Here is a 19,217-nt window from a genome sequence, read left to right on the forward strand (position 1 = left end):
CCTTCTTTGATAAGGGGGGCTTAATGATTACAAACTAGAAAACACTTCTTTAGCCGCTTCTAGAGTCTTATCAATATCTTCATCCGTATGAGCCAAAGAAGTAAAGCCCGCTTCAAACTGAGAAGGAGCCAGATAAACCCCTCTTTCTAACATCCCCCGATGAAAACGACCAAATTTAGCGACATCGGATTTCTTTGCATCCTCATAATTATGAACCGTTTCCCCCGTAAAAAAGAAACCAAACATCCCGCTAATACTGCCGCCATAGACAGCATGACCGGCTTCTTTGGCCAAAGATAACAGACCTTGAGTCAGTTTCTTAGTTACTCGGTCCAAATAATCATAAGTGCCCGGCTTTTGCAACAACTCCAGAGTCTTAATACCGGCTGTCATCGCCAGAGGATTTCCGGAAAGCGTCCCTGCTTGATACATGGGGCCACTTGGGGCAACTAAAGCCATAATATCCTTACGACCCCCATAAGCTCCCACCGGCAACCCGCCACCGATAACCTTACCCAAAGTGGTTAAATCTGGAGTTACGCCGAACTTTTCTTGCGCCCCACCGTAAGCAATGCGGAAACCGGTCATCACTTCATCAAAAACCAATAGTGCCTTATGTTCTTTGGTTATCTCCCGTAACCCTTCCAGAAAACCCGCATCCGGCGGAATAAACCCCGCATTGCCCACCACAGGCTCTAAAATCACGCCAGCAATCTGATCGGGATTTTCCTCAAAAAGTGCCTTAACCGCCTCTAAATCGTTATAGGGAGCCGTTAACGTGTTGCTGGTAGTAGTTTTGGGAACCCCTGGAGAGTCGGGTAAACCCAAGGTGGCTACCCCTGAACCGGCCTTAACCAGAAACATATCCGCGTGACCATGATAACAGCCTTCAAACTTAATAATCTTTTCCCGATTAGTGAAAGCCCGCATCAGCCGCAACACAGACATACAAGCTTCGGTTCCCGAATTGACAAAGCGCACCATTTCAATACTCGGAACCGCATCAATGACCATTTGGGCGAGCAAATTTTCTTGTAGAGAGGGTGCGCCAAAACTGGTTCCCTTTTCCAAAGCTTCATGGAGAGCGGCGATCACATTCGGATGAGCATGACCACAAATTGCCGGTCCCCAAGTTCCTACATAATCAATATACTCATTGCCATCGACATCCCAAATATAAGCCCCTTTAACGTGATCAAAAACAATGGGTTGTCCGCCAACAGATTTAAAAGCACGTACTGGAGAGCTTACCCCGCCGGGCATTAACTTTTGAGCAGCCGTAAAGATTTCTTCAGATTTAGTGGTTGTAAAGGAAGTTGTGCTAACCAATATTGTCTCCTTGCCTATAATTATGGTTGTGGGTGATTTTTATTTGTTAAGCGTTAGTCTGAGTGAATAGTGTGTTGCTTGTTTATTATCCTATGAATGATCAGTTAGACTGAAGCCCCTTCATAAAGAATCTTGATGTTTGCTAGTATAAGGTAGCCGAAAGTTTATGGACCAATTTCGAATTGAAACCGATAGTCTCGGAGAAGTTAAAGTTCCTGCCGATAAACTCTGGGGAGCGCAAACCCAGAGATCTTTAGAATACTTTAACATTGGCGATGATCTCATGCCGCGAGAAATGATTACCGCCTATGTTATCCTCAAAAAAGCATCCGCGATCGTTAATCATCGGGGTGGTCGTCTTGGAGACGAGCAAAAAGACCTCATCTGTCAGGTTTGTGATGAGATTTTAGCTGGACAACATCAAGATCAATTTCCCCTCAAAGTTTGGATGACCGGCAGTGGTACTCAGTTTAACATGAATGTTAATGAGGTCATCTCTAACCGATGTTGTCAGATAGCCGGGACACCCATCGGCAGTAAAAAACCCGTGCATCCCAACGATCATGTTAACTGTGCTATGTCTACGAATGATTCTTTTCCGGCTGCCATGTGCATCGCCGCAGCACAAGGAGTCAAAGAGCGGCTTATCCCCAGTATTCAACAGTTACGGGATGCCCTGGATGCTAAAGCACAGGCATGGGCAGATATTATTAAAATTGGGCGTACCCATATGCAGGATGCTACCCCCCTAACTTTGGGACAAGAGTTTTCTGGTTATGTGGGGATGTTAGATGATAATCTCGAGCGGCTTGAAAACAGTCTACAAGGGGTTTATCAATTAGCATTAGGAGGGACAGCAGTAGGAACTGGTATTAATGCGGCTCCGGGTTTTGATGTGGAAGCGGCTGCCGCCATTGCAGAAATTAGCGGACTGCCTTTCGTCACTGCTCCTAATAAGTTTACCGTGCAAGGTTCCCATGATGCTTTAGTGATGCTCAGTGGTGTTTTAAAAACCCTTGCCGCTTCTTTGTACAAAATTGCTAATGATATTCGTTTGTTAAGTTGTGGTCCGCGTTGCGGGTTTAATGAACTGCATATTCCCGAAAATGAACCCGGTTCATCAATTATGCCGGGTAAGGTTAACCCGACTCAGTGCGAAGCTTTATCAATGTTGGCGGTGCAGGTTATGGCTAATGATCTGGCTGTGACATTTGGCGGCGGTGGCGGCTATTTAGAGATGAATGTTTATAAACCGTTGATGATTTTTAACATTCTTAAATCTATCCGCTTACTGCAAGATGGCTGTCATAATTTCCGCCAATTCTTAGTAGAAGGAACTCAACCGAATACTAAACAAATTGATTATTTCTTGCAGCGATCATTAATGTTAGTAACGGCTTTGAGTCCGGTAATTGGCTATGATAAAGCAGGTTATGTGGCTCATTATGCTTTAGATCACGATTTAACCTTAAAAGATGCCACATTAAAACTGTGTCAGGAAATCACTGAGGAAGAATATGATCGCATTGTTGACCCAAGTAAGATGGTACATCCTTACGTAGCTGAAAGTTAATTCTTCGGGCTTTGTAGAGGTGTTCTCCGCAACATCTCTACAGGATTTTAATAATCATATCTCTTGGATCAATAAATTTTTTTGTTTAAATCCCTAATTGATCAAGTCTAATGCCTATTCCCTTTCTAGCTTTGCCTTTCCCCTTTTTTCTATTGTTTACTCCCTATTCCCAATGGCCGACAATTAAGAGATAATATCAGTAATTAAACACCAATTAACAAACAATACAGCATGAATAGCTCTGTACTTTCAACCCCTCAACTGCTCGAACAACTTCAGTGGCGATATGCTACTAAAAAGTTTGACAGCACCAAAAAGATTCCTGCCGAAATTTGGAACGTATTAGAACAGAGTTTAGTGCTGAGTCCTTCATCCTTTGGTCTACAGCCTTGGAAATTTTTTGTCGTCACCAACCCAGAAACTCGTCAACAATTACTAGAGCATTCCTGGGGACAAAAACAAGTTGTAGAAGCGTCTCATTTAGTGGTACTAACCATTAAAAAAGACATCAACGACGACGATGTAGATCGTTATATAAAAAGAATGGCCCAAGTGCGAGAGCAAAGTGTAGAAAGCTTAGAAGGTTTTAGCAATGTTGTTAAAAACTTTTTAAAGCAACCTCCCTATCCTCTCAATCTTAATGAATGGTCAACCCGACAAGTGTATATTGCCCTAGGACAATTTATGACCAGTGCGGCTGTATTAGGAATTGATACTTGTCCGATGGAAGGATTTAATCCGCCTAAATATGATGAAATTTTAGGATTGACACCACTAGGATATGCTTCAGTTGTGGTTTGTCCTGCCGGCTATCGGGCGAGTGATGACAAGTACGCTGTTCTGCCAAAAGTTCGTTATCCAATTGAAGAAGTTATTCAATATCTATAGAAGAATTTAAAATTATCGGGTGGGCGATGCTCACCCTAATCTTATTTATGGCTGCTACTCGGTGTTACTGTAGAAAATATAGAGAGATATCAATAAGTTTTAGATATGACTGCTATAACAATCAACGCTGATTCTATTAATCTGAGTGATGAGCAATTTTTTCAATTTTGCCAAGATAACCGAGACTTAAGAATTGAACGCAATACGAATGGAGATATAATTATCATGCCCCCAGTTGGCGGAGCATCGGGGAATCGTAACGGAAGACTAACCCAACAGTTGTTTAATTGGTCAGATCTTGACGGAACTGGAATAGCCTTTGATTCTTCAACAGGATTTACCCTTCCTAATGGTGCTGACCGTTCTCCTGATGCCGCCTGGATACCCTTAGAAAAATGGAATAATTTAACCTCAACTGAACAAGAAAAGTTTCTGCCCTTATGTCCGGATTTTGTGGTTGAATTACGCTCGCCAAGTGATAGTTTATCAGCCACTCAAAAAAAAATGCAAGAGTATCTAAATAATGGAACTCGTTTAGCTTGGTTAATCAATCGTCAAGACCGCAAAATAGAAATTTATCGTCAAAATCAAGATGTAGAAATTTTAGATAATCCTACAACTTTATCAGGAGAAAATATTTTACCTGGCTTGATTTTAAATCTTGAGTTAATTTGGTAATTTTTCTGAAAAAAAGACTTGATTAAATTTTTGCATAGCTGATCAAGCTCTTAACTCAGAGATTCGAAGGCAATACTACAGTAAAATATAAAATGGTAAGTCTCATCATCTGTATTGTTGGTAAATCATAAACTAGCTATGTCTGTATCATCTCTCATCGATGCCATCCCACTCGATCAAATCCGCTACAATGAACAGGGGTTAGTCCCGGCGATCGCTCAAGACTACCTAGATGGGACAGTCTTAATGATGGCATGGATGAACCGAGAATCTCTGCAAAAAACCCTAGAAACCGGAGAAACTTGGTATTGGAGCCGCTCAAGAGAGGAATTATGGAATAAAGGCGCAACCTCGGGTCATATTCAAAAAGTTAAATCCATTCGCTATGATTGTGATAGTGACGCGCTCTTAGTCACAGTAGAACAAATTGGCGACATTGCCTGTCACACCGGACAAAGAAGTTGTTTCCATCAGGTAGACTCCACAAAAATCGCCCCACCCGCAGACACTTTATCGGGAGTATTTGATGTTATAAAAGATCGCCGAGATAACCCTACTGAAGGTTCTTACACCTGTAAATTACTCGAAGGCGGCGATAATAAAATCCTCAAGAAAATCGGCGAAGAAGCCGCAGAAGTAGTCATGGCTTGTAAAGATGATGACCCTGATGCTATTGCCGGAGAAGTTGCCGACCTATTTTATCATACTTTGGTGGCTTTAGCTCATCATAAAGTAGAATTACGGGACGTTTACCGCAAACTACAAGGTAGAAGACGGTAAGCGGCGGGAGTGGGGATCGAACCCACTAACACATTGCTGTGCGTAATCCAACGATAACCCTCATTCTTCGTCCCTAGTGGGCAAATGGTGAATAGGGAACATCCCGCCTCGGTTAACATATTACAAGTATAATACATGATTCGGGAAAATTTAGTTACTTCCCCCTGCATCATTTTTAAGAATGCAGTAAAATGCACAGTTAACAACCGTTCTAGAGCCGTTTAAGTTTAGAGATTGAGTAATTTCTGTGCAGGAAGACTATAGATTAATTATCGATTTAGTATCAGTTTTGACAGCAGCAGGTATCGGAGGTGTGTTAGCGGCTTTATTAAGGCAGCCAATTCTTTTAGGCTACTTGCTGGCAGGTATCATTATCGGACCCTTTGGACTAGGATTAATAAAAGAACTGGTTCAAGTAGAGACATTAGCGCAATTAGGGGTAGCCTTTTTACTGTTTACCCTGGGAGTAGAGTTTTCCTTTTCCGAACTGCAAAAAGTCAAGGTTATCAGTTTGGGAGGAGGGGCACTACAAATCATCCTAACGATTTTAATGACCGTTCTGGTTTCTCTGACGATGGGATGGGTAAGTTCTCCCACTCAAGGCATATTTTTGGGAGCAATTCTCTCTCTCTCGTCAACCGCAGTAGTATTTAAAGCCTTAATGGAACGCAATGAAACTGCAACCCCTCACGGGCAAGTCATGCTAGGAATATTAATTGTACAAGACCTAGCCTTGGGCTTGATGTTGGCGGTATTGCCGGCTTTGAATAAACCCCTAGAAGAAATCGGTTTAAGCGTGGGGATAGCCTTGCTCCAAATCGGCATATTTGCCCTAGGAGCCATATTAGTGGGTAAATGGTTAATTCCTCCCCTATTGCGGTTGCTGGCGCGAACAGAAAGCCGCGAACTTTTTTTATTAGGAGTAGTCGCCCTCTGTCTAGGCATTGCCGTACTAACCGGATGGATGGGACTATCGATCGAAATGGGAGCCTTCGTAGCAGGGCTAACTATTTCAGAGGTAGAATATGCTGACCAAACCCTCGCTTATGTAGAACCCTTACGCGACCTTTGTGCGGCGCTGTTTTTTGCCGCCATCGGGATGTTAATAGATCCGCTCTTTCTGTGGAATCATCTAGAACTAATCTTAGGATTAGTGGCGTTGGTGTTTGTGGGAAAGTTCCTGATTATTACGCCGCTAGTGGCACTATTTCGCTATCCTCTGAAAACCTCTTTAATAGCCGGTTTAGGACTCGCCCAAATCGGGGAATTTTCCTTTGTGCTGGCCAGTGAAGGGCAACAATTAGGCTTAGTTTCCCAAAAAGTTTACTCACTGATATTAGGTACCACAGCAGTTACTCTACTGTTTACCCCTTTTGTACTACGATTATTACCGGTGATCTTTGTTTGGGCAGAGTCTTTACCCTGGCTGAAATCCTGGCTTGATCAAGGAAATGTGCCACTAGAAATAGCAGAGGATATCCCTTCTCGGGACCATGTCATAGTATGTGGTTATGGACGAGTAGGACGCAATATTGTGCGGCTGTTGCGGGAATACGGTTATTCAGTGCTAGTGATCGATCAGTCGGAACAGCAGATTCAAAAGCTAAGAGAAGCCAAAATTCCCTATATCTATGGCAATGCTGCCAGTTTACAAGTGCTAGAAAAGGCAGAAATCAGCCAAGCAAAAGGGATGGCTATTGTCCTTCCCGATCCCATGAGTACCCGCCTCTGTCTGAAGCGATCCTTAGAACTGAGTCCGGAACTAGATATTGTAGTACGAGCCAATCAAGACAAAGACATCGAACTCCTGTATCAACTTGGGGCTAAAGAAGTGGTGCAGCCGGAGTTTGAAGCGAGTCTAGAACTTTGTGCCCATCTGTTTGTCGGACTCGGACTTCCCTTACTCGGTATACAAGAAGAAATCCAAAAAATACGCTATTCTCACTATTTAACCCTACGTCCTGAACTGTCTGCGGGTCAAGTGTCCCGGGAGCTACAAAAAGCGGCTCAAGAACTCAACAGCAAGTGGTATCCCTTGCCGGCCAATTCGCCTCTGGTGGGTATGACCTTGCAAGAAACTGACCTTCGTCATTTAACGGGGGTGAGTCTGATGGCGATCGAGCGCTCAAGCGGGGAAAAGATGGATTATCCTAATAGCCAAACCGTGATCAACGAAGGCGATAATCTCTTGCTAGTGGGAGAACCAGACGAACTAGCCGGATTTGAGGACTTAGCTAAAGGAGATGTGGCGATTCCTACGGAAAATGCTTGTTGTCTGTGGCTATTAGTCTCAAAAAACAGTCCTGTTATTGGTAAGACCTTAGCCGAACTCGATATTCCTCAACGCTTTGGGGTATTGATCCAAGCCATTAGACGAGAAGGAAAATATATTCGATTTCCCGAGGGTAGTAAGGATATCCAAGGGGGCGATCACTTGTTACTGTGCGGGAATTTATACTCTCTTACTCAGGTGAGTGAATGGATAACATCAGAAGATAACAGCACGACTTCAACAGAAAACACAGCGACCATAGTGTCCTAAAATCCTTTTTTTCTGTAAACAACGACCCTAGAGAAAGCGGAGAACTTTTTCTTATCACAACGGGCGAGCCGTGTCAAAATAAAAGAAACAAAACATAAAAAAATCTTAAAAGGGAGGGGTGATGGTAGCAACGCCCGTAAAAACTGAAAAACGTCTCACTATACAAACATCCGAGATTACAGTAGATACCACCGCCATCCGTTCCCTAGACTGGGACCGAGATCGTTTTGATATTGAGTTTGGACTACAAAACGGAACAACCTACAACTCTTACATCATTCGCGGGGAAAAAATCGCCCTTGTCGATACCTCTCATGAAAAATTCCGTCAGCTATATCTGGATACTCTGTTGGGGCTAATTGACCCTAAAGAGATCGATTATCTGATTATTAGTCATACTGAACCCGATCATAGTGGGTTAGTCAAAGACGTTCTCAGTCTGGCACCCCAAGCGATCGTCGTAGGTTCAAAAGTCGCGATCCAGTTTCTAGAAAACTTTGTGCATCAACCTTTTGAACGGTTACAGGTTAAAAATGGAGATACGCTAGACTTAGGGAAAGGCCATGTTTTAGAATTCGTCAGCGCCCCGAATTTACATTGGCCTGATACCATGTTGACTTATGATCGCGGAACCGGCACCCTTTTTACTTGTGATGTGTTTGGGATGCACTACTGTGGCGATCACCTGTTTGATGAAGATTTAGCCGCCATCGAAAAAGACTATCACTTCTATTATGAGTGTTTGATGGGTCCTAATGCTCGGTCTGTCCTAGCCGCCATGAAACGGATGGATCAATTAGCCGAAATCACGATGGTAGCTAATGGTCACGGGCCTCTGTTACGTTACAATGTCAATGAATTATTAGAACGTTATCGCAGTTGGTCACAGGCGCAAGCCCAAGCTGAAAAAACCGCCGCCGTATTTTATATCTCTGACTATGGATATAGTGATCGCCTTTCTCAAGCCATAGCTAGAGGGATCACGAAAACCGGTATCGCAGTAGAAATGGTGGACCTAAAAACGGCTGACCCTCAAGATGTGCAAGAATTAGTCAACCGTGCGGCGGCGCTTGTCATCGGGATGCCTCCGTTATCCGGAAGTAGTAACAAGGGTATTACCACCAGTTTAGGAACCCTTATTGCTGCCGCCCATGAGAAGCAATATGTTGGGTTTTTTGAGTCTTATGGGGGCAATGATGAACCCATCGACCCATTATTAACCAAGTTCCGAGAAATTGGCTTAATTAAAGGGTTTACCTCTATCCGCATTAAAGATACACCCACAGAAGCAACTTATCAACTCTGTGAAGAGTCCGGCACAGACTTAGGGCAAATTTTATCTCAGGATACCAAGATCAAACAACGAAAGTCTTTAGATAGTGATTTGGATAAGGCAATAGGACGTATTAGCGGCGGTTTATATATTATCACGGCCACTAAAGGAGATTTATCAGGGGCGATGTTAGCCTCTTGGGTATCTCAAGCCAGTTTTGAACCACCTGGTTTCACCATCGCAGTGGCAAAAGACCGGGCGATCGAGTCTTTAATGCACGTTGGGGATACCTTTGTCTTAAATGTGCTGGAAGAGAGCAAATATCAGCCTTTAATGAAGCATTTTCTCAAACGATTCCCCCCGGGTGCAGATCGTTTTGAGGGTGTTAAAACGCAACCGGCCAGCAATGGAGCTAAGATTTTAACCGAGTCTCTAGCCTACTTAGAATGTGAGGTGGTTAGCCGCATGGAATGTAGCGATCATTGGGTCGTTTATAGCAAAGTGACCAATGGTCGTGTATCTAACCTTGATGGTTTGACGGCGGTTCATCATCGCAAAGTGGGGAATTATTATTAATAAGCTAACACCCTGAAGGCTTGCCCTGAGCTTATCGAAGGGGTGCAGCTACACGGAACTTTGCCCGCCTGCGCGGGCTAAATTTTTTATTTTATTTAATATGAAGATAGATATATTACTATTGGAATAAATGATTTTAATCAAATTCTTGTAGTTGTCTATACCTTACGACATAATAAATACAGGATTATCTCAGCCAGAAAAGCTAATAAACGTGAGTGTCAACAATATCTAAATCAAAGCTTATGAAAGATAATTATGATTTTTCTCAAGGTAAACGAGGTGCTGTAGTTCCTATTTTTCCCGATCAAATACGAGTGAATTTACCTCTTGATAAAGATATTCTTGATTGGTTTCGTGCTAAAGTTAATGAACAAGGAGGAGGCGATGATCATGAGTTAATCAATAAAGCTTTACAAAAATATATTGAACAGGAACAAGATTAATTTTAATATTATAGCCGGCAATGTTAAAACTATGAACATTAAATTAGCTAAACCTTTCCTTTATGAAACCGATTATTATTTATGGCTACAAACCACTCTTAAGCAAATCCAAGAAAAAGACATAAATAACTTAGATTGGCAACATTTAATCGAGGAAATAGAAACCTTGGGAAATGAACAAAAGCACAAAGTAGCGAGTTATTTAAAACAATTGCTAAAACATTTACTGATGTATAGTTATTGGGAATCGGAAAAAGCCTATTGTGCCAATGGCTGGAAAGAAGAAATATTTAACTTTAGAGATGAGTTGAATTTATTATTAGAATCTAAAACTCTCTATAACTATGCTCAAACTTGTTTCGATAGCGCTTATGAAAAAGCCAAAAAACTATTCTTACTAAAAACCGGATTACCTAAAAATACAATTCCTGAACAATGTCCTTTTACTTTTGAACAAACTTTAGATATTGATTATCTTCCTGAGTAGGGTGGGCAGTGCCCAGTTAACATCCAAGGACAATATACAATTACCACAGTAGATGGTGATACTCACCCAGTTACCAGTATTACCCAAATAAGCGCTCGCGTCAGTGGAAGCAATGACAACACTATCAAAATTTGGAAACAGGGAAGTCAATCATAACAGTCAATCATAGCAGTCATTTAATCATTAAAATCATAGTTATAGACTCGACTCCTAACCATACACCCCATCAACTGAATAACAGCAATGATCAAACCCCGTGACGTACAAGTTTACCCCATTGCACCCGAAACCACCGTCTATCGGTCCCGTACCTGGGATAGACTCAAATTTGAGATTGAATACGGCCTGCAAAAAGGAACTACTGCCAATACTTATCTAATTAGAGGGGATAACATTGCCCTGATCGACCCTCCAGGGGAGTCCTTTAGAGAAATTTTCCTTCATACTTTAACTCAAAGAATTGACCCCAAAACCATCGACTACGTTATCCTAGGCCACGTTAACCCAAACCGTTGTGTTACCCTCAGCGCCTTACTAGAAATTGCCCCTCAAATTGTTTTTGTTTGTTCTAACCCGGGTGTAATTTCCTTATGCAAAATATTAGACCGCCAAAACCTCAATACAAAAATTGTTAAAGGAGAAGATACCCTCGATCTAGGAATTGGTCATCAGTTGGAATTTATCCTCACTCCTAACCCCCGTTTTCCGGATCAACTCTGTACCTACGACACCAAAACCGAGATCCTCTATACTGATAAACTATTTGTGGCTCATGTTTGTGGCGATCAAGTATTTGATGAGGGATGGAAAATTTACGCCGAAGACCGTCGCTACTATTTTGATTGTGTCATTGCTCCCTATGCCAAACAAGTCGCTAACGCCATCGAAAAACTCAAAGACAAACCGGCTAAAATTTATGGCACCGGTCATGGGCCTCTAGTCAAATATGGCTTAACCGAATTAACCACATCCTATCAGCAATGGCTCAACGCTCAACAATCTCAAGCCCTCAATGTGGCCTTAATTTATGCCTCGGCTTATGGCAATACAGGTATATTGGCTCAAGCGATCGCACGCGGCATAACCAAAGCCGGCGTAGCTGTAGAATCAATTAACGCCGAATTTGCTGACCCTGAAGAAATTAAAACCGCTATTGATCAATGTTCTGGGTTTATTTTTGGTTCTCCTACCCTTGGCGGACACGCGCCTACCCCTATTCAAACTGCCCTAGGAATTACCTTAGCCAATGCGGATAAAACTAAACTAGCGGGTGTATTTGGGTCTTATGGTTGGAGTGGGGAAGCCATCGACTTACTCGAAAGTAAATTCACCGATGCTGGATATCGTTTAGGGTTTGACCCCATTCGGGTTAAATTTAAACCCACTGATATGGTTCTCAAAACCTGTGAGGAAGCCGGTACAGATTTTGCTCAAGCGGTTAAAAAAGCGGCTAAATCTCGCAAACCAAAAGCTACTGTAACCCAGTCTCAGACAGACCGCACAGAACAAGCTTTAGGACGAATTGTCGGTTCTCTATGCGTCCTCACCACGAAAAAAGGCGAAGTCAGGGGGGGAATGTTAGCCTCTTGGGTATCTCAAGCAACCTTTGCGCCGCCTGGGTTAACCATAGCAGTCGCCAAAGAACGCGCCGTCGAGTCTTTATTACATAGCGGCAATTCGTTTGTGCTGAATATCCTACAAGAAGGTAAACATTCAGCCTTAATGAAACATTTTCTTAAGCCTTTTGAACCGGGAGAAGAACGTTTTCAGGGGATAGAAACCGAAGAGGCAGAAAATGGTTCTCCCATTTTAAAAGATGCTTTAGCTTATGTCGAATGTGAGGTCAATGACCGCATGGAATGTGGCGATCATTGGGTGATTTATGCCATTGCTCAACGAGGTAAAGTATTACACGATGGCATAACTGCTGTGCATCACCGTAAGACGGGAAGTTATTATTAATACAGACCCCGCCCCTTGGCTTGACAGGCGCAGTTTAGATGAGTTAAGTGGGATGGGGCGTTTAAAGAGGCGAACAGTTGACCTCTTGGCCCCAGACATCTCCACTAAAGCGTTGAGCAAATCTGTAGAAAACTTCATGAATATTGTTAAAAAAATCTCCTAAGATAGATGACAATTTATGAAAAATCTATAATAAATAGAAATAGAGAAATTATAATTATTGAGAACTACCTACTTAAAACCCGACTCAAATTTAAATCAATCCCGAAAAAGATAAGTAGGCTATGAACCACTATTACTCTTCTTCATCTGATATAAATAAGCAATCTTTACAGTCTTCTTGGTCAGGACGCAGTGAAGTTCTTTTAACACAGCAAAACCAAATTCTCAAAATGATCGCCTCTGGAAGACCATTATTAGAGATACTGGATAATATTATTAATTTTATGGAAAAAGAATCAGGCTTGGCACTCTGTTCAGTGCTTTTGCTTGAAAAAGATGGGACTCAACTGCGTTGGGGGTCTGCGCCTAGTCTTCCTGAAGACTATAACAGAAATGTAGATGGACTAAAAGTAGGCGCTTGTAATGGCTCTTGTGGAACGGCAGTACATAGAGGAGAAATGGTTATTGTAACCGATATTGCTCGTGATCCCCTTTGGCATTCTGCCCGAAATCTGGCTTTAAAATATGAACTAAGAGCTTGTACTTCTGTACCCATTTTCAGCAGTAAAAAAGAAGTCCTCGGAACTTTTGCCTTCTATTATCGACAGCCGAGTCATCCCAGTGAATATGACCTTCAATTAATAGAAGTAGCGCAAAGTTTAACCGCCATTGCCATCGAGCGGCAAAAAATGGACGAAGAAAGAAATCAACTTTTGCTCAAAGAGCGAGAAGCACGCCAAGAAGCCGAACAATTGAACCGCATCAAAGATGAGTTTGTGATGATGCTGTCTCATGAACTTCGAACTCCTTTAACGGCTATTTTGGGCTGGTCACAACTGCTGAAAAAACGCTTAATTCATGAGCAAAATTCTTGCCAAAAAGCTATTGAAACTATTGAACGAAATGCTAAGTTAGAATCTCAATTAATTGATGATTTGCTAGATATAACCAAGATTTTAACCGATAAATTCAAGCTTAAAAAGGATATTGTTTATCTAGAATCTCTAATTAAACTGACAGTAGATTCACTTTTACTGACAGCCGAAGCTAAAGAAATTCCCATTAATATCATGATCGAATCACCAAAACTTAAGGTCTTGGGAGATGAACGAAGATTACAACAAATTTTCTGGAATCTTGTCTCCAATTCGATTAAGTTTACTGAAGCGGGCGGCTTAATTACGATTAAGCTTCAAAGAGAACAGGAGCAGGCAAAAATAACCATAACTGACACGGGAATTGGCATTAAACCTGCACTGTTACCCTTTGTTTTTGACCGTTTTTGGCAAGCAGATAGTTCTAGCCAACGCATGGCAGGAGGGTTAGGAATAGGACTATCGATCGTTCATCGTTTAGTGGAGTTACACCAAGGTCAAGTCATTGCTGAAAGTTTGGGGGAGGGAAAAGGAGCTACCTTTACTGTATTGCTTCCTCTCGTACAGTCTAAACCAATTTCTAAGATTTTTTCAGAGAGCAATTTATTATCAATTCAAGTGGTCAAAGATGCCCTTAAAGGATATCGAATTTTAATTGTAGACGATGAGCCGGACACCCTTAAACTCGCTGAAGTGACTCTTAAAGCTTATGGTTCTGATGTCATGGCAGTAGACACTGCCGAAAAAGCATTTACACTTATTAATCATTGGAATCCTAACTTAGTGATCAGCGATTTGGCGATGCCTGGGATGAATGGATATGAACTGCTTAAGCGGCTTCAAGCAACAGATAATCTCGATTTAAAAATCATTGCTCTGACGGCTTATGTCAGTGAAGAAGAAAAAAACCGCGCTTTGTCGGCAGGTTTTCAAATCTACCTTTCAAAACCCATTGAACCTGAGCAACTTGTGGCAGAAGTTCTTCAGATCATTAGGACTTAAAATTTATTTGACCTCGGGCGGAGTTAGAAGCCGGTCTCCATGAAGAGGAATGAGTGTGATAAGATGGAAAGCTTAAGTATTTATTGTTAACTGTTTGATCGAGGTCATCAGTCCTTTAAACTAATAGCAAAAAGCAAATCAACTGAGTTGGTAAGCTCATCATGAAACACACCCTTTCCGTTTTAGTCGAAGATGAAGCCGGGGTTTTAACCCGAATTGCTGGATTATTTGCCCGTCGTGGTTTTAATATCGAAAGTTTAGCCGTCGGTCCTGCTGAACAACCAGGTATTTCTCGAATTACGATGGTTGTTCCTGGAGATGATGGCATCATTGAGCAAATTACTAAGCAACTCTACAAGCTGATCAATGTTCTAAAAGTCCAAGATATCACCCAAATTCCCTGCGTAGAACGAGAATTAATGTTGGTGAAAGTTAATGCGAGTGCGGCTTTTCGAGCAGAAGTCATTGAGTTAGCTCAAGTTTTTCGGGCTAGAGTTGTGGATATTTCTGAAGATACTTTAACTTTGGAAGTGGTAGGCGATCCGGGTAAAATGGTGGCCATCGTCCAAATGCTTAACAAATTTGGCATTAAAGAAATTGCCCGTACCGGCAAAGTTGCCCTAGTTAGAGAATCTGGCGTTAATACTGAATATCTTAAAACTATTGCGGCTACGGCTAAAGTCTCTTAAATTCTGAAAAATTGGTTATTGTTGGGCCTAGTCGGGAACAAGTTGGCCGGGCCCATAAAAATAGGCTGGTTTGACCAGCCGTAGCTCTATTTATACACAGAGATCCCCTAACAAGTCTGCTTTGAGCTATAATTTTCAGGAAATTTTTTGTCGGCTAAAACTCAAAAATTTTTCAGAGTTTTCACCCTTTCCTTATTTTTTGGGTTGTTGTTGGGGAGCCTGTTGGGGAGCCTGCTGGGGAGCCTGCTTGGGAAGATTAGCCCGGATGAAGTCTAAGGTGTCTTTAGAAGGAACTAAAACAATTTTAGTTAACATTTGATCGTTACTCTCTTTTAAAGCGCCAATGACACCTTCTAAAGGCACAACTTCTATTTTCACCGTTGATGCTAGTTCAGGCTTTTGTTTTTTATATTCTTCAGCTAGTGCTGTAGCGGCTGATTTTTCAAAAAACATAGGAATAACCGGCTGGTTATTTTGATTGATCATCAGATAACCTTCTTCTTTTCCAGCTTTGGCAACAAACAAAGGAACTCCTCCCTTATATTCTTGCCCATTGTCGGTTAAGAGTTTTTTGGCTGATTCTACTTCTGTCTGGGTGGGCACATAATCTACAATTAACGCATTGGGTTCTTTTTGAGATTGTTGCAGCTTGTAAACTTGTCCTAAAGATACAGGTTGTACTTTGACTTTTTTACCAATTTCGGGGTTTTGTTTTTGAACTTGAGCCAAATAGGCTTGAGCATCTTGGCGGCTGATAAATACCCCTGTTACTTTTTTATCGTTTTCTACCACTTCTACTAGCGGCACACCTTGATCGTCAGCAACAGTGAACACGGGAATTGGCTGTAGTTTTTCGAGAATCTGTTGTTCGGGTAACGCTAATGCTCTGAAATTTCCCCCTAGTCCAGAGGCGAAGATAGTGCTTCCAACTAATCCAACAATAGCAGTCCGGCGAAATAATTTCATCATGGTTACTTTTACACCTCTAGAGTTCTTATGTAATTTTAGTTATATTCTCTGTTATTTGATTTAACTTACTTTGATGTAAGTTAACATCTTTTTTACTGATATGACTAAAATTTTTACCTTCGCCTAAGCTTTAATTGGAGTTTAGGCTTTTGCTAACGCTTATACTTGCTCGATTTTTCATGACTCTTGTGGTCGGTTCTAAGTTCCCTGTCATCGCCGCTATATGGGGTTTTGCAAGGTTACCTCAGCCTCTCATCTGAGTCATTTGAGCCAGAGTTAGTTTATGGCGATTTTTGCTGTTGTTGAAGTTGGCGGCTAAATTCTATTGTTTCTTGAGAGGGAATCACCACCATTTTTCGGATACCGTCGTTATCTTTCTGTTCAAAAAGAAGAATTAAACTTTGTAATGTCATCACTCGGATTTTAAATGTGCCAGCCAGGTCCGGTTGTTGCTGTTTAGCTATTTGAATCTGATTTTGCACAAAATCTTTTTCAAAAGATAGCGGAATTATATTTTCTGTCCCATTTTTAGCTGTTAAAAACACTTCTTTCTTATCTTGTTCATAAGTTATATAAAACAAAGGCACACCGGGAAAATCCTTAACCACTTGATTTTGTTGACTTAATATTCCCTTGGCCGCCTCAACTTCTTGTTGCACAGGCACTAGCTGCAATACAGGAGCATTTGGTTGTCCGCTCTTTTCTTTAAAAAATTTATACATATCCGCTAAAGATACAGGAATAACTTGATAAGAATTTCCGGGTTTTGTTTGGTTAAGTTGTTGAGCGGCTCTTTGCGCTTGCTGCTGACTAATATATAGTAAAGCCACGTCGGGCTTGTTGGGGGTTTGAATAAATATTAAATCTCCTTTCTGATTGCCAATGGTAAACAGGGTTATCGGGGCTAATTTTTGCAGAACTTCTTCTTGAGATAATGCTAAAATTTTTCTGTTTGAAGTTAATCCTGACAAGAGAAACACTTGAGTAATGATTGTTAAAGTCAATAGGTTTTTATTTAAACTTTTAATCATTTTAATTAATGTCCTAAAAAATATTTTATTTTTTGGAGTTAATTTTTTGAGGGGTTTTAACCCGTTTCACTGAGACCCATTCGCCTTGGTATTTTGCAATAATCTATTCGCCTCATTAATTTGTTGTTCTGAAGGAATAATTTGCATTATTTTTAAGGCTTCTTCATCTTTTTGGAGTAGCACTTGAACCAATTCTAATAAAGGGACTACTCCTATTTTAATTTCTTCTGGCTTGCGGTCAGGAAATTGTTTTTTATATTCCTCTAGCTCAGCTTGAGCATCCTTTAAAGTCATGTAAAAAGGAATAAAGGTATTGCCTTGATCATTTTTTTTGACGATGAATTCTTCATTTTTTCCAATGGTAACAAAAAACAAAGGAATGCCAAATTTTTGGAGATTATCGACTTTTTTTCCACTTTGTTGCAGGATATCTGTGGCGGCTTTCATATCTTCTTCTTGAGAAAAAAAAGTAATAGGAGGCATCTTCTTTTCCTCTTGACTCATTTTCTTGAGCATTTCATAAACTCGACTAAAAGCCAGAGGAATAATTTTTATTTTTCCCGCTAAGTCCGAGCTATTCTTTTGGAGAAGGTCTAACATTTTGGCGGCATCACTATAAGCTCCAAATATGACAAGTCTACCGGAGGAAGTATCAGATCCTTGGGGAGTTTGAGTGTTAATTAAAACTAAATTTCCATCTTGAGCAACAATAAGAAACATAGGAATTTGTTCAAGCTTTTGAAGAACTTGTGGTTCGGGTAAGGCCAAAGATGACTGATAAAATCCTAGCCAAGATGAAACTGTAATCCCTACCGCTAATGCGATCCTAATCCCCCTGCGAATTAAAGAGTTGAGCATCATGATCCTTTACATTACTTCATTAAAGTTGTTTAACTAAGACCTTACTTCCCTAGCTTGATAATTTTTCTTATAGAATAGCAAACAATCAAGGTCCCGCAGCAGATTTAACAGGTGTAGTAAGAGGCACTCATGCACTCATCTCCAAGGCAGTTGCTGTAATACTGAATACGCTATTTGAGATCAATCGTCAAACCTCAAAGCCCTTGAGATCTAACGAATTGTAAAATTACCGCCATTGCTCTTGCTTATGCTTAATAGCCAATTTTTTGAATCGGGATGACAGGATTTGAACCTGCGACATCCTGCTCCCAAAGCAGGCGCGCTACCAAGCTGCGCTACATCCCGTTTTCGAGTTAGTATTTTTTATTCATTTTCCATAGTTATTAACTAACTTATCAAAACAACACGTAAATGTCAACCATATGGCGAATGATCTGATCTCCTTCGCTTCTAGCTCTCCAGTGGTGAGAAATAGAGATAAGATTAATCAGGATACCAAAACATTCCCTTAATCCCCTCCGGATCTAAGACAAAGCCCAGACGGCGATAAAAATCTATCACCTGCGGATCGGCAAACAGAGTAATATTACTGATATCTTCAGACCGTAATTTTTTAATCATATACTTCATTAACGCCTTACCTAGTCCCTGATTTTGAAAACTGGGATGAACCACCACATCCCAAATAGTGGCATTAAAGGCGTAATCTGAAGTAGCACGTGCAAAACCAATTAATCGTCGTCTATTTCCTCGAACTTCCCACATAGAAACCACTAAAAAGCTATGTTCAAGCGCTTTCTTGACTTTACGTAAAGGACGACGGGCCCATCCGACAGCATCACAAAGTTCTTCTAACTCGTACAGATCGATCTCTCGCTCTGTGCTAAAAAAAATGCGAAACTGTCCATGAGAATCACGGCTAATTTCTAAGGCTTCTCCAGGAAATATCGGAGAAGGAGTGCTTGACGGGACATCAGAACTATTGAAGAATTTTTTCCAGAAAACCATGCCTATAGGGATCACCCTTGATGTTGTTCAGTAATTTATACTGGGTATAGTCAGATTTATTTGTCTAGAGATTAACTTTTAACATA

17 protein-coding genes and 1 tRNA gene are annotated in these 19,217 nt (G+C 41.2%); 12 read left to right on the plus strand and 6 right to left on the minus strand.

Features of this window, described 5'->3' with window-relative positions:
* Positions 1–27: 27 nt before the first annotated feature.
* Positions 28–1,329, minus strand: a complete 1,302-nt coding sequence (hemL, locus tag CYAN7822_RS13805; RefSeq protein WP_013322888.1) for a glutamate-1-semialdehyde 2,1-aminomutase — start codon at positions 1,327–1,329, stop codon at positions 28–30.
* Positions 1,330–1,495: 166 nt separating this feature from the next.
* Between hemL and fumC the strand changes: the two genes are divergently transcribed.
* The 12 genes from fumC to ilvN all read left to right on the plus strand — a co-directional run bounded on the left by fumC (position 1,496) and on the right by ilvN (position 15,262).
* Entirely contained in the window at positions 1,496–2,902 is a 1,407-nt protein-coding gene (fumC, locus tag CYAN7822_RS13810) for a class II fumarate hydratase (RefSeq protein WP_013322889.1), read from the plus strand.
* 231 nt (positions 2,903–3,133) lie between these two features.
* The gene (locus tag CYAN7822_RS13815) at positions 3,134–3,790 is read left to right on the plus strand and encodes an NAD(P)H-dependent oxidoreductase (protein ID WP_013322890.1); all 657 of its coding nucleotides are present in this window, start codon (positions 3,134–3,136) and stop codon (positions 3,788–3,790) included.
* Between the two features lie 105 nt (positions 3,791–3,895).
* On the plus strand, positions 3,896–4,468 hold the full coding sequence (locus CYAN7822_RS13820; RefSeq protein WP_013322891.1) for a Uma2 family endonuclease: 573 nt from the start codon (positions 3,896–3,898) through the stop codon (positions 4,466–4,468).
* Between the two features lie 138 nt (positions 4,469–4,606).
* Positions 4,607–5,248: a bifunctional phosphoribosyl-AMP cyclohydrolase/phosphoribosyl-ATP diphosphatase HisIE gene (gene hisIE / locus CYAN7822_RS13825; protein ID WP_013322892.1), complete on the plus strand. Its 642-nt coding sequence runs from the start codon at positions 4,607–4,609 to the stop codon at positions 5,246–5,248.
* 247 nt (positions 5,249–5,495) lie between these two features.
* The gene (locus tag CYAN7822_RS13830; RefSeq protein WP_013322893.1) at positions 5,496–7,790 is read left to right on the plus strand and encodes a monovalent cation:proton antiporter family protein; all 2,295 of its coding nucleotides are present in this window, start codon (positions 5,496–5,498) and stop codon (positions 7,788–7,790) included.
* Positions 7,791–7,911: 121 nt separating this feature from the next.
* Entirely contained in the window at positions 7,912–9,639 is a 1,728-nt protein-coding gene (locus tag CYAN7822_RS13835) for a diflavin flavoprotein (protein ID WP_013322894.1), read from the plus strand.
* 114 nt (positions 9,640–9,753) lie between these two features.
* Complete coding sequence (locus tag CYAN7822_RS35720) at positions 9,754–9,888, plus strand: BrnT family toxin (RefSeq protein ID WP_083786929.1); 135 nt, start codon at positions 9,754–9,756, stop codon at positions 9,886–9,888.
* Positions 9,885–10,085: a hypothetical protein gene (locus tag CYAN7822_RS13840; protein ID WP_013322895.1), complete on the plus strand. Its 201-nt coding sequence runs from the start codon at positions 9,885–9,887 to the stop codon at positions 10,083–10,085. The genes CYAN7822_RS35720 and CYAN7822_RS13840 overlap by 4 nt, the downstream gene beginning before the upstream one ends.
* 31 nt (positions 10,086–10,116) lie before the next feature.
* Positions 10,117–10,572, plus strand: a complete 456-nt coding sequence (locus tag CYAN7822_RS13845) for a DUF29 domain-containing protein (protein WP_013322896.1) — start codon at positions 10,117–10,119, stop codon at positions 10,570–10,572.
* Between the two features lie 243 nt (positions 10,573–10,815).
* Positions 10,816–12,534: a diflavin flavoprotein gene (locus CYAN7822_RS13850; RefSeq protein WP_013322897.1), complete on the plus strand. Its 1,719-nt coding sequence runs from the start codon at positions 10,816–10,818 to the stop codon at positions 12,532–12,534.
* A 284-nt stretch (positions 12,535–12,818) separates the two neighbouring features.
* Complete coding sequence (locus CYAN7822_RS13855) at positions 12,819–14,573, plus strand: hybrid sensor histidine kinase/response regulator (protein WP_013322898.1); 1,755 nt, start codon at positions 12,819–12,821, stop codon at positions 14,571–14,573.
* A gap of 161 nt (positions 14,574–14,734) precedes the next feature.
* Positions 14,735–15,262 carry an acetolactate synthase small subunit gene (ilvN, locus tag CYAN7822_RS13860; RefSeq protein WP_013322899.1) on the plus strand — a complete coding sequence of 176 codons (528 nt, stop codon included), beginning with the start codon at positions 14,735–14,737 and terminating at the stop codon, positions 15,260–15,262.
* Between the two features lie 192 nt (positions 15,263–15,454).
* Here the strand turns inward: ilvN and CYAN7822_RS13865 are convergent, their stop codons facing one another.
* The 5 genes from CYAN7822_RS13865 to CYAN7822_RS13885 form a co-directional block, all read right to left on the minus strand.
* Positions 15,455–16,231, minus strand: coding sequence for a Tic22 family protein (locus tag CYAN7822_RS13865; RefSeq protein ID WP_013322900.1), 777 nt, complete (start codon positions 16,229–16,231; stop codon positions 15,455–15,457).
* Between the two features lie 281 nt (positions 16,232–16,512).
* On the minus strand, positions 16,513–17,262 hold the full coding sequence (locus CYAN7822_RS13870; protein ID WP_013322901.1) for a Tic22 family protein: 750 nt from the start codon (positions 17,260–17,262) through the stop codon (positions 16,513–16,515).
* Between the two features lie 66 nt (positions 17,263–17,328).
* Positions 17,329–18,123 carry a Tic22 family protein gene (locus CYAN7822_RS13875; RefSeq protein WP_245602569.1) on the minus strand — a complete coding sequence of 265 codons (795 nt, stop codon included), beginning with the start codon at positions 18,121–18,123 and terminating at the stop codon, positions 17,329–17,331.
* Between the two features lie 271 nt (positions 18,124–18,394).
* A tRNA-Pro gene (locus CYAN7822_RS13880) sits at positions 18,395–18,468 on the minus strand.
* A 138-nt stretch (positions 18,469–18,606) separates the two neighbouring features.
* Positions 18,607–19,131 (minus strand): GNAT family N-acetyltransferase, encoded by a 525-nt coding sequence (locus tag CYAN7822_RS13885; RefSeq protein ID WP_013322903.1) that lies wholly within the window; start codon positions 19,129–19,131, stop codon positions 18,607–18,609.
* Positions 19,132–19,217: the final 86 nt, after the last annotated feature.

The organism is Gloeothece verrucosa PCC 7822 (genome assembly GCF_000147335.1).
Taxonomy (GTDB): domain Bacteria; phylum Cyanobacteriota; class Cyanobacteriia; order Cyanobacteriales; family Microcystaceae; genus Gloeothece; species Gloeothece verrucosa.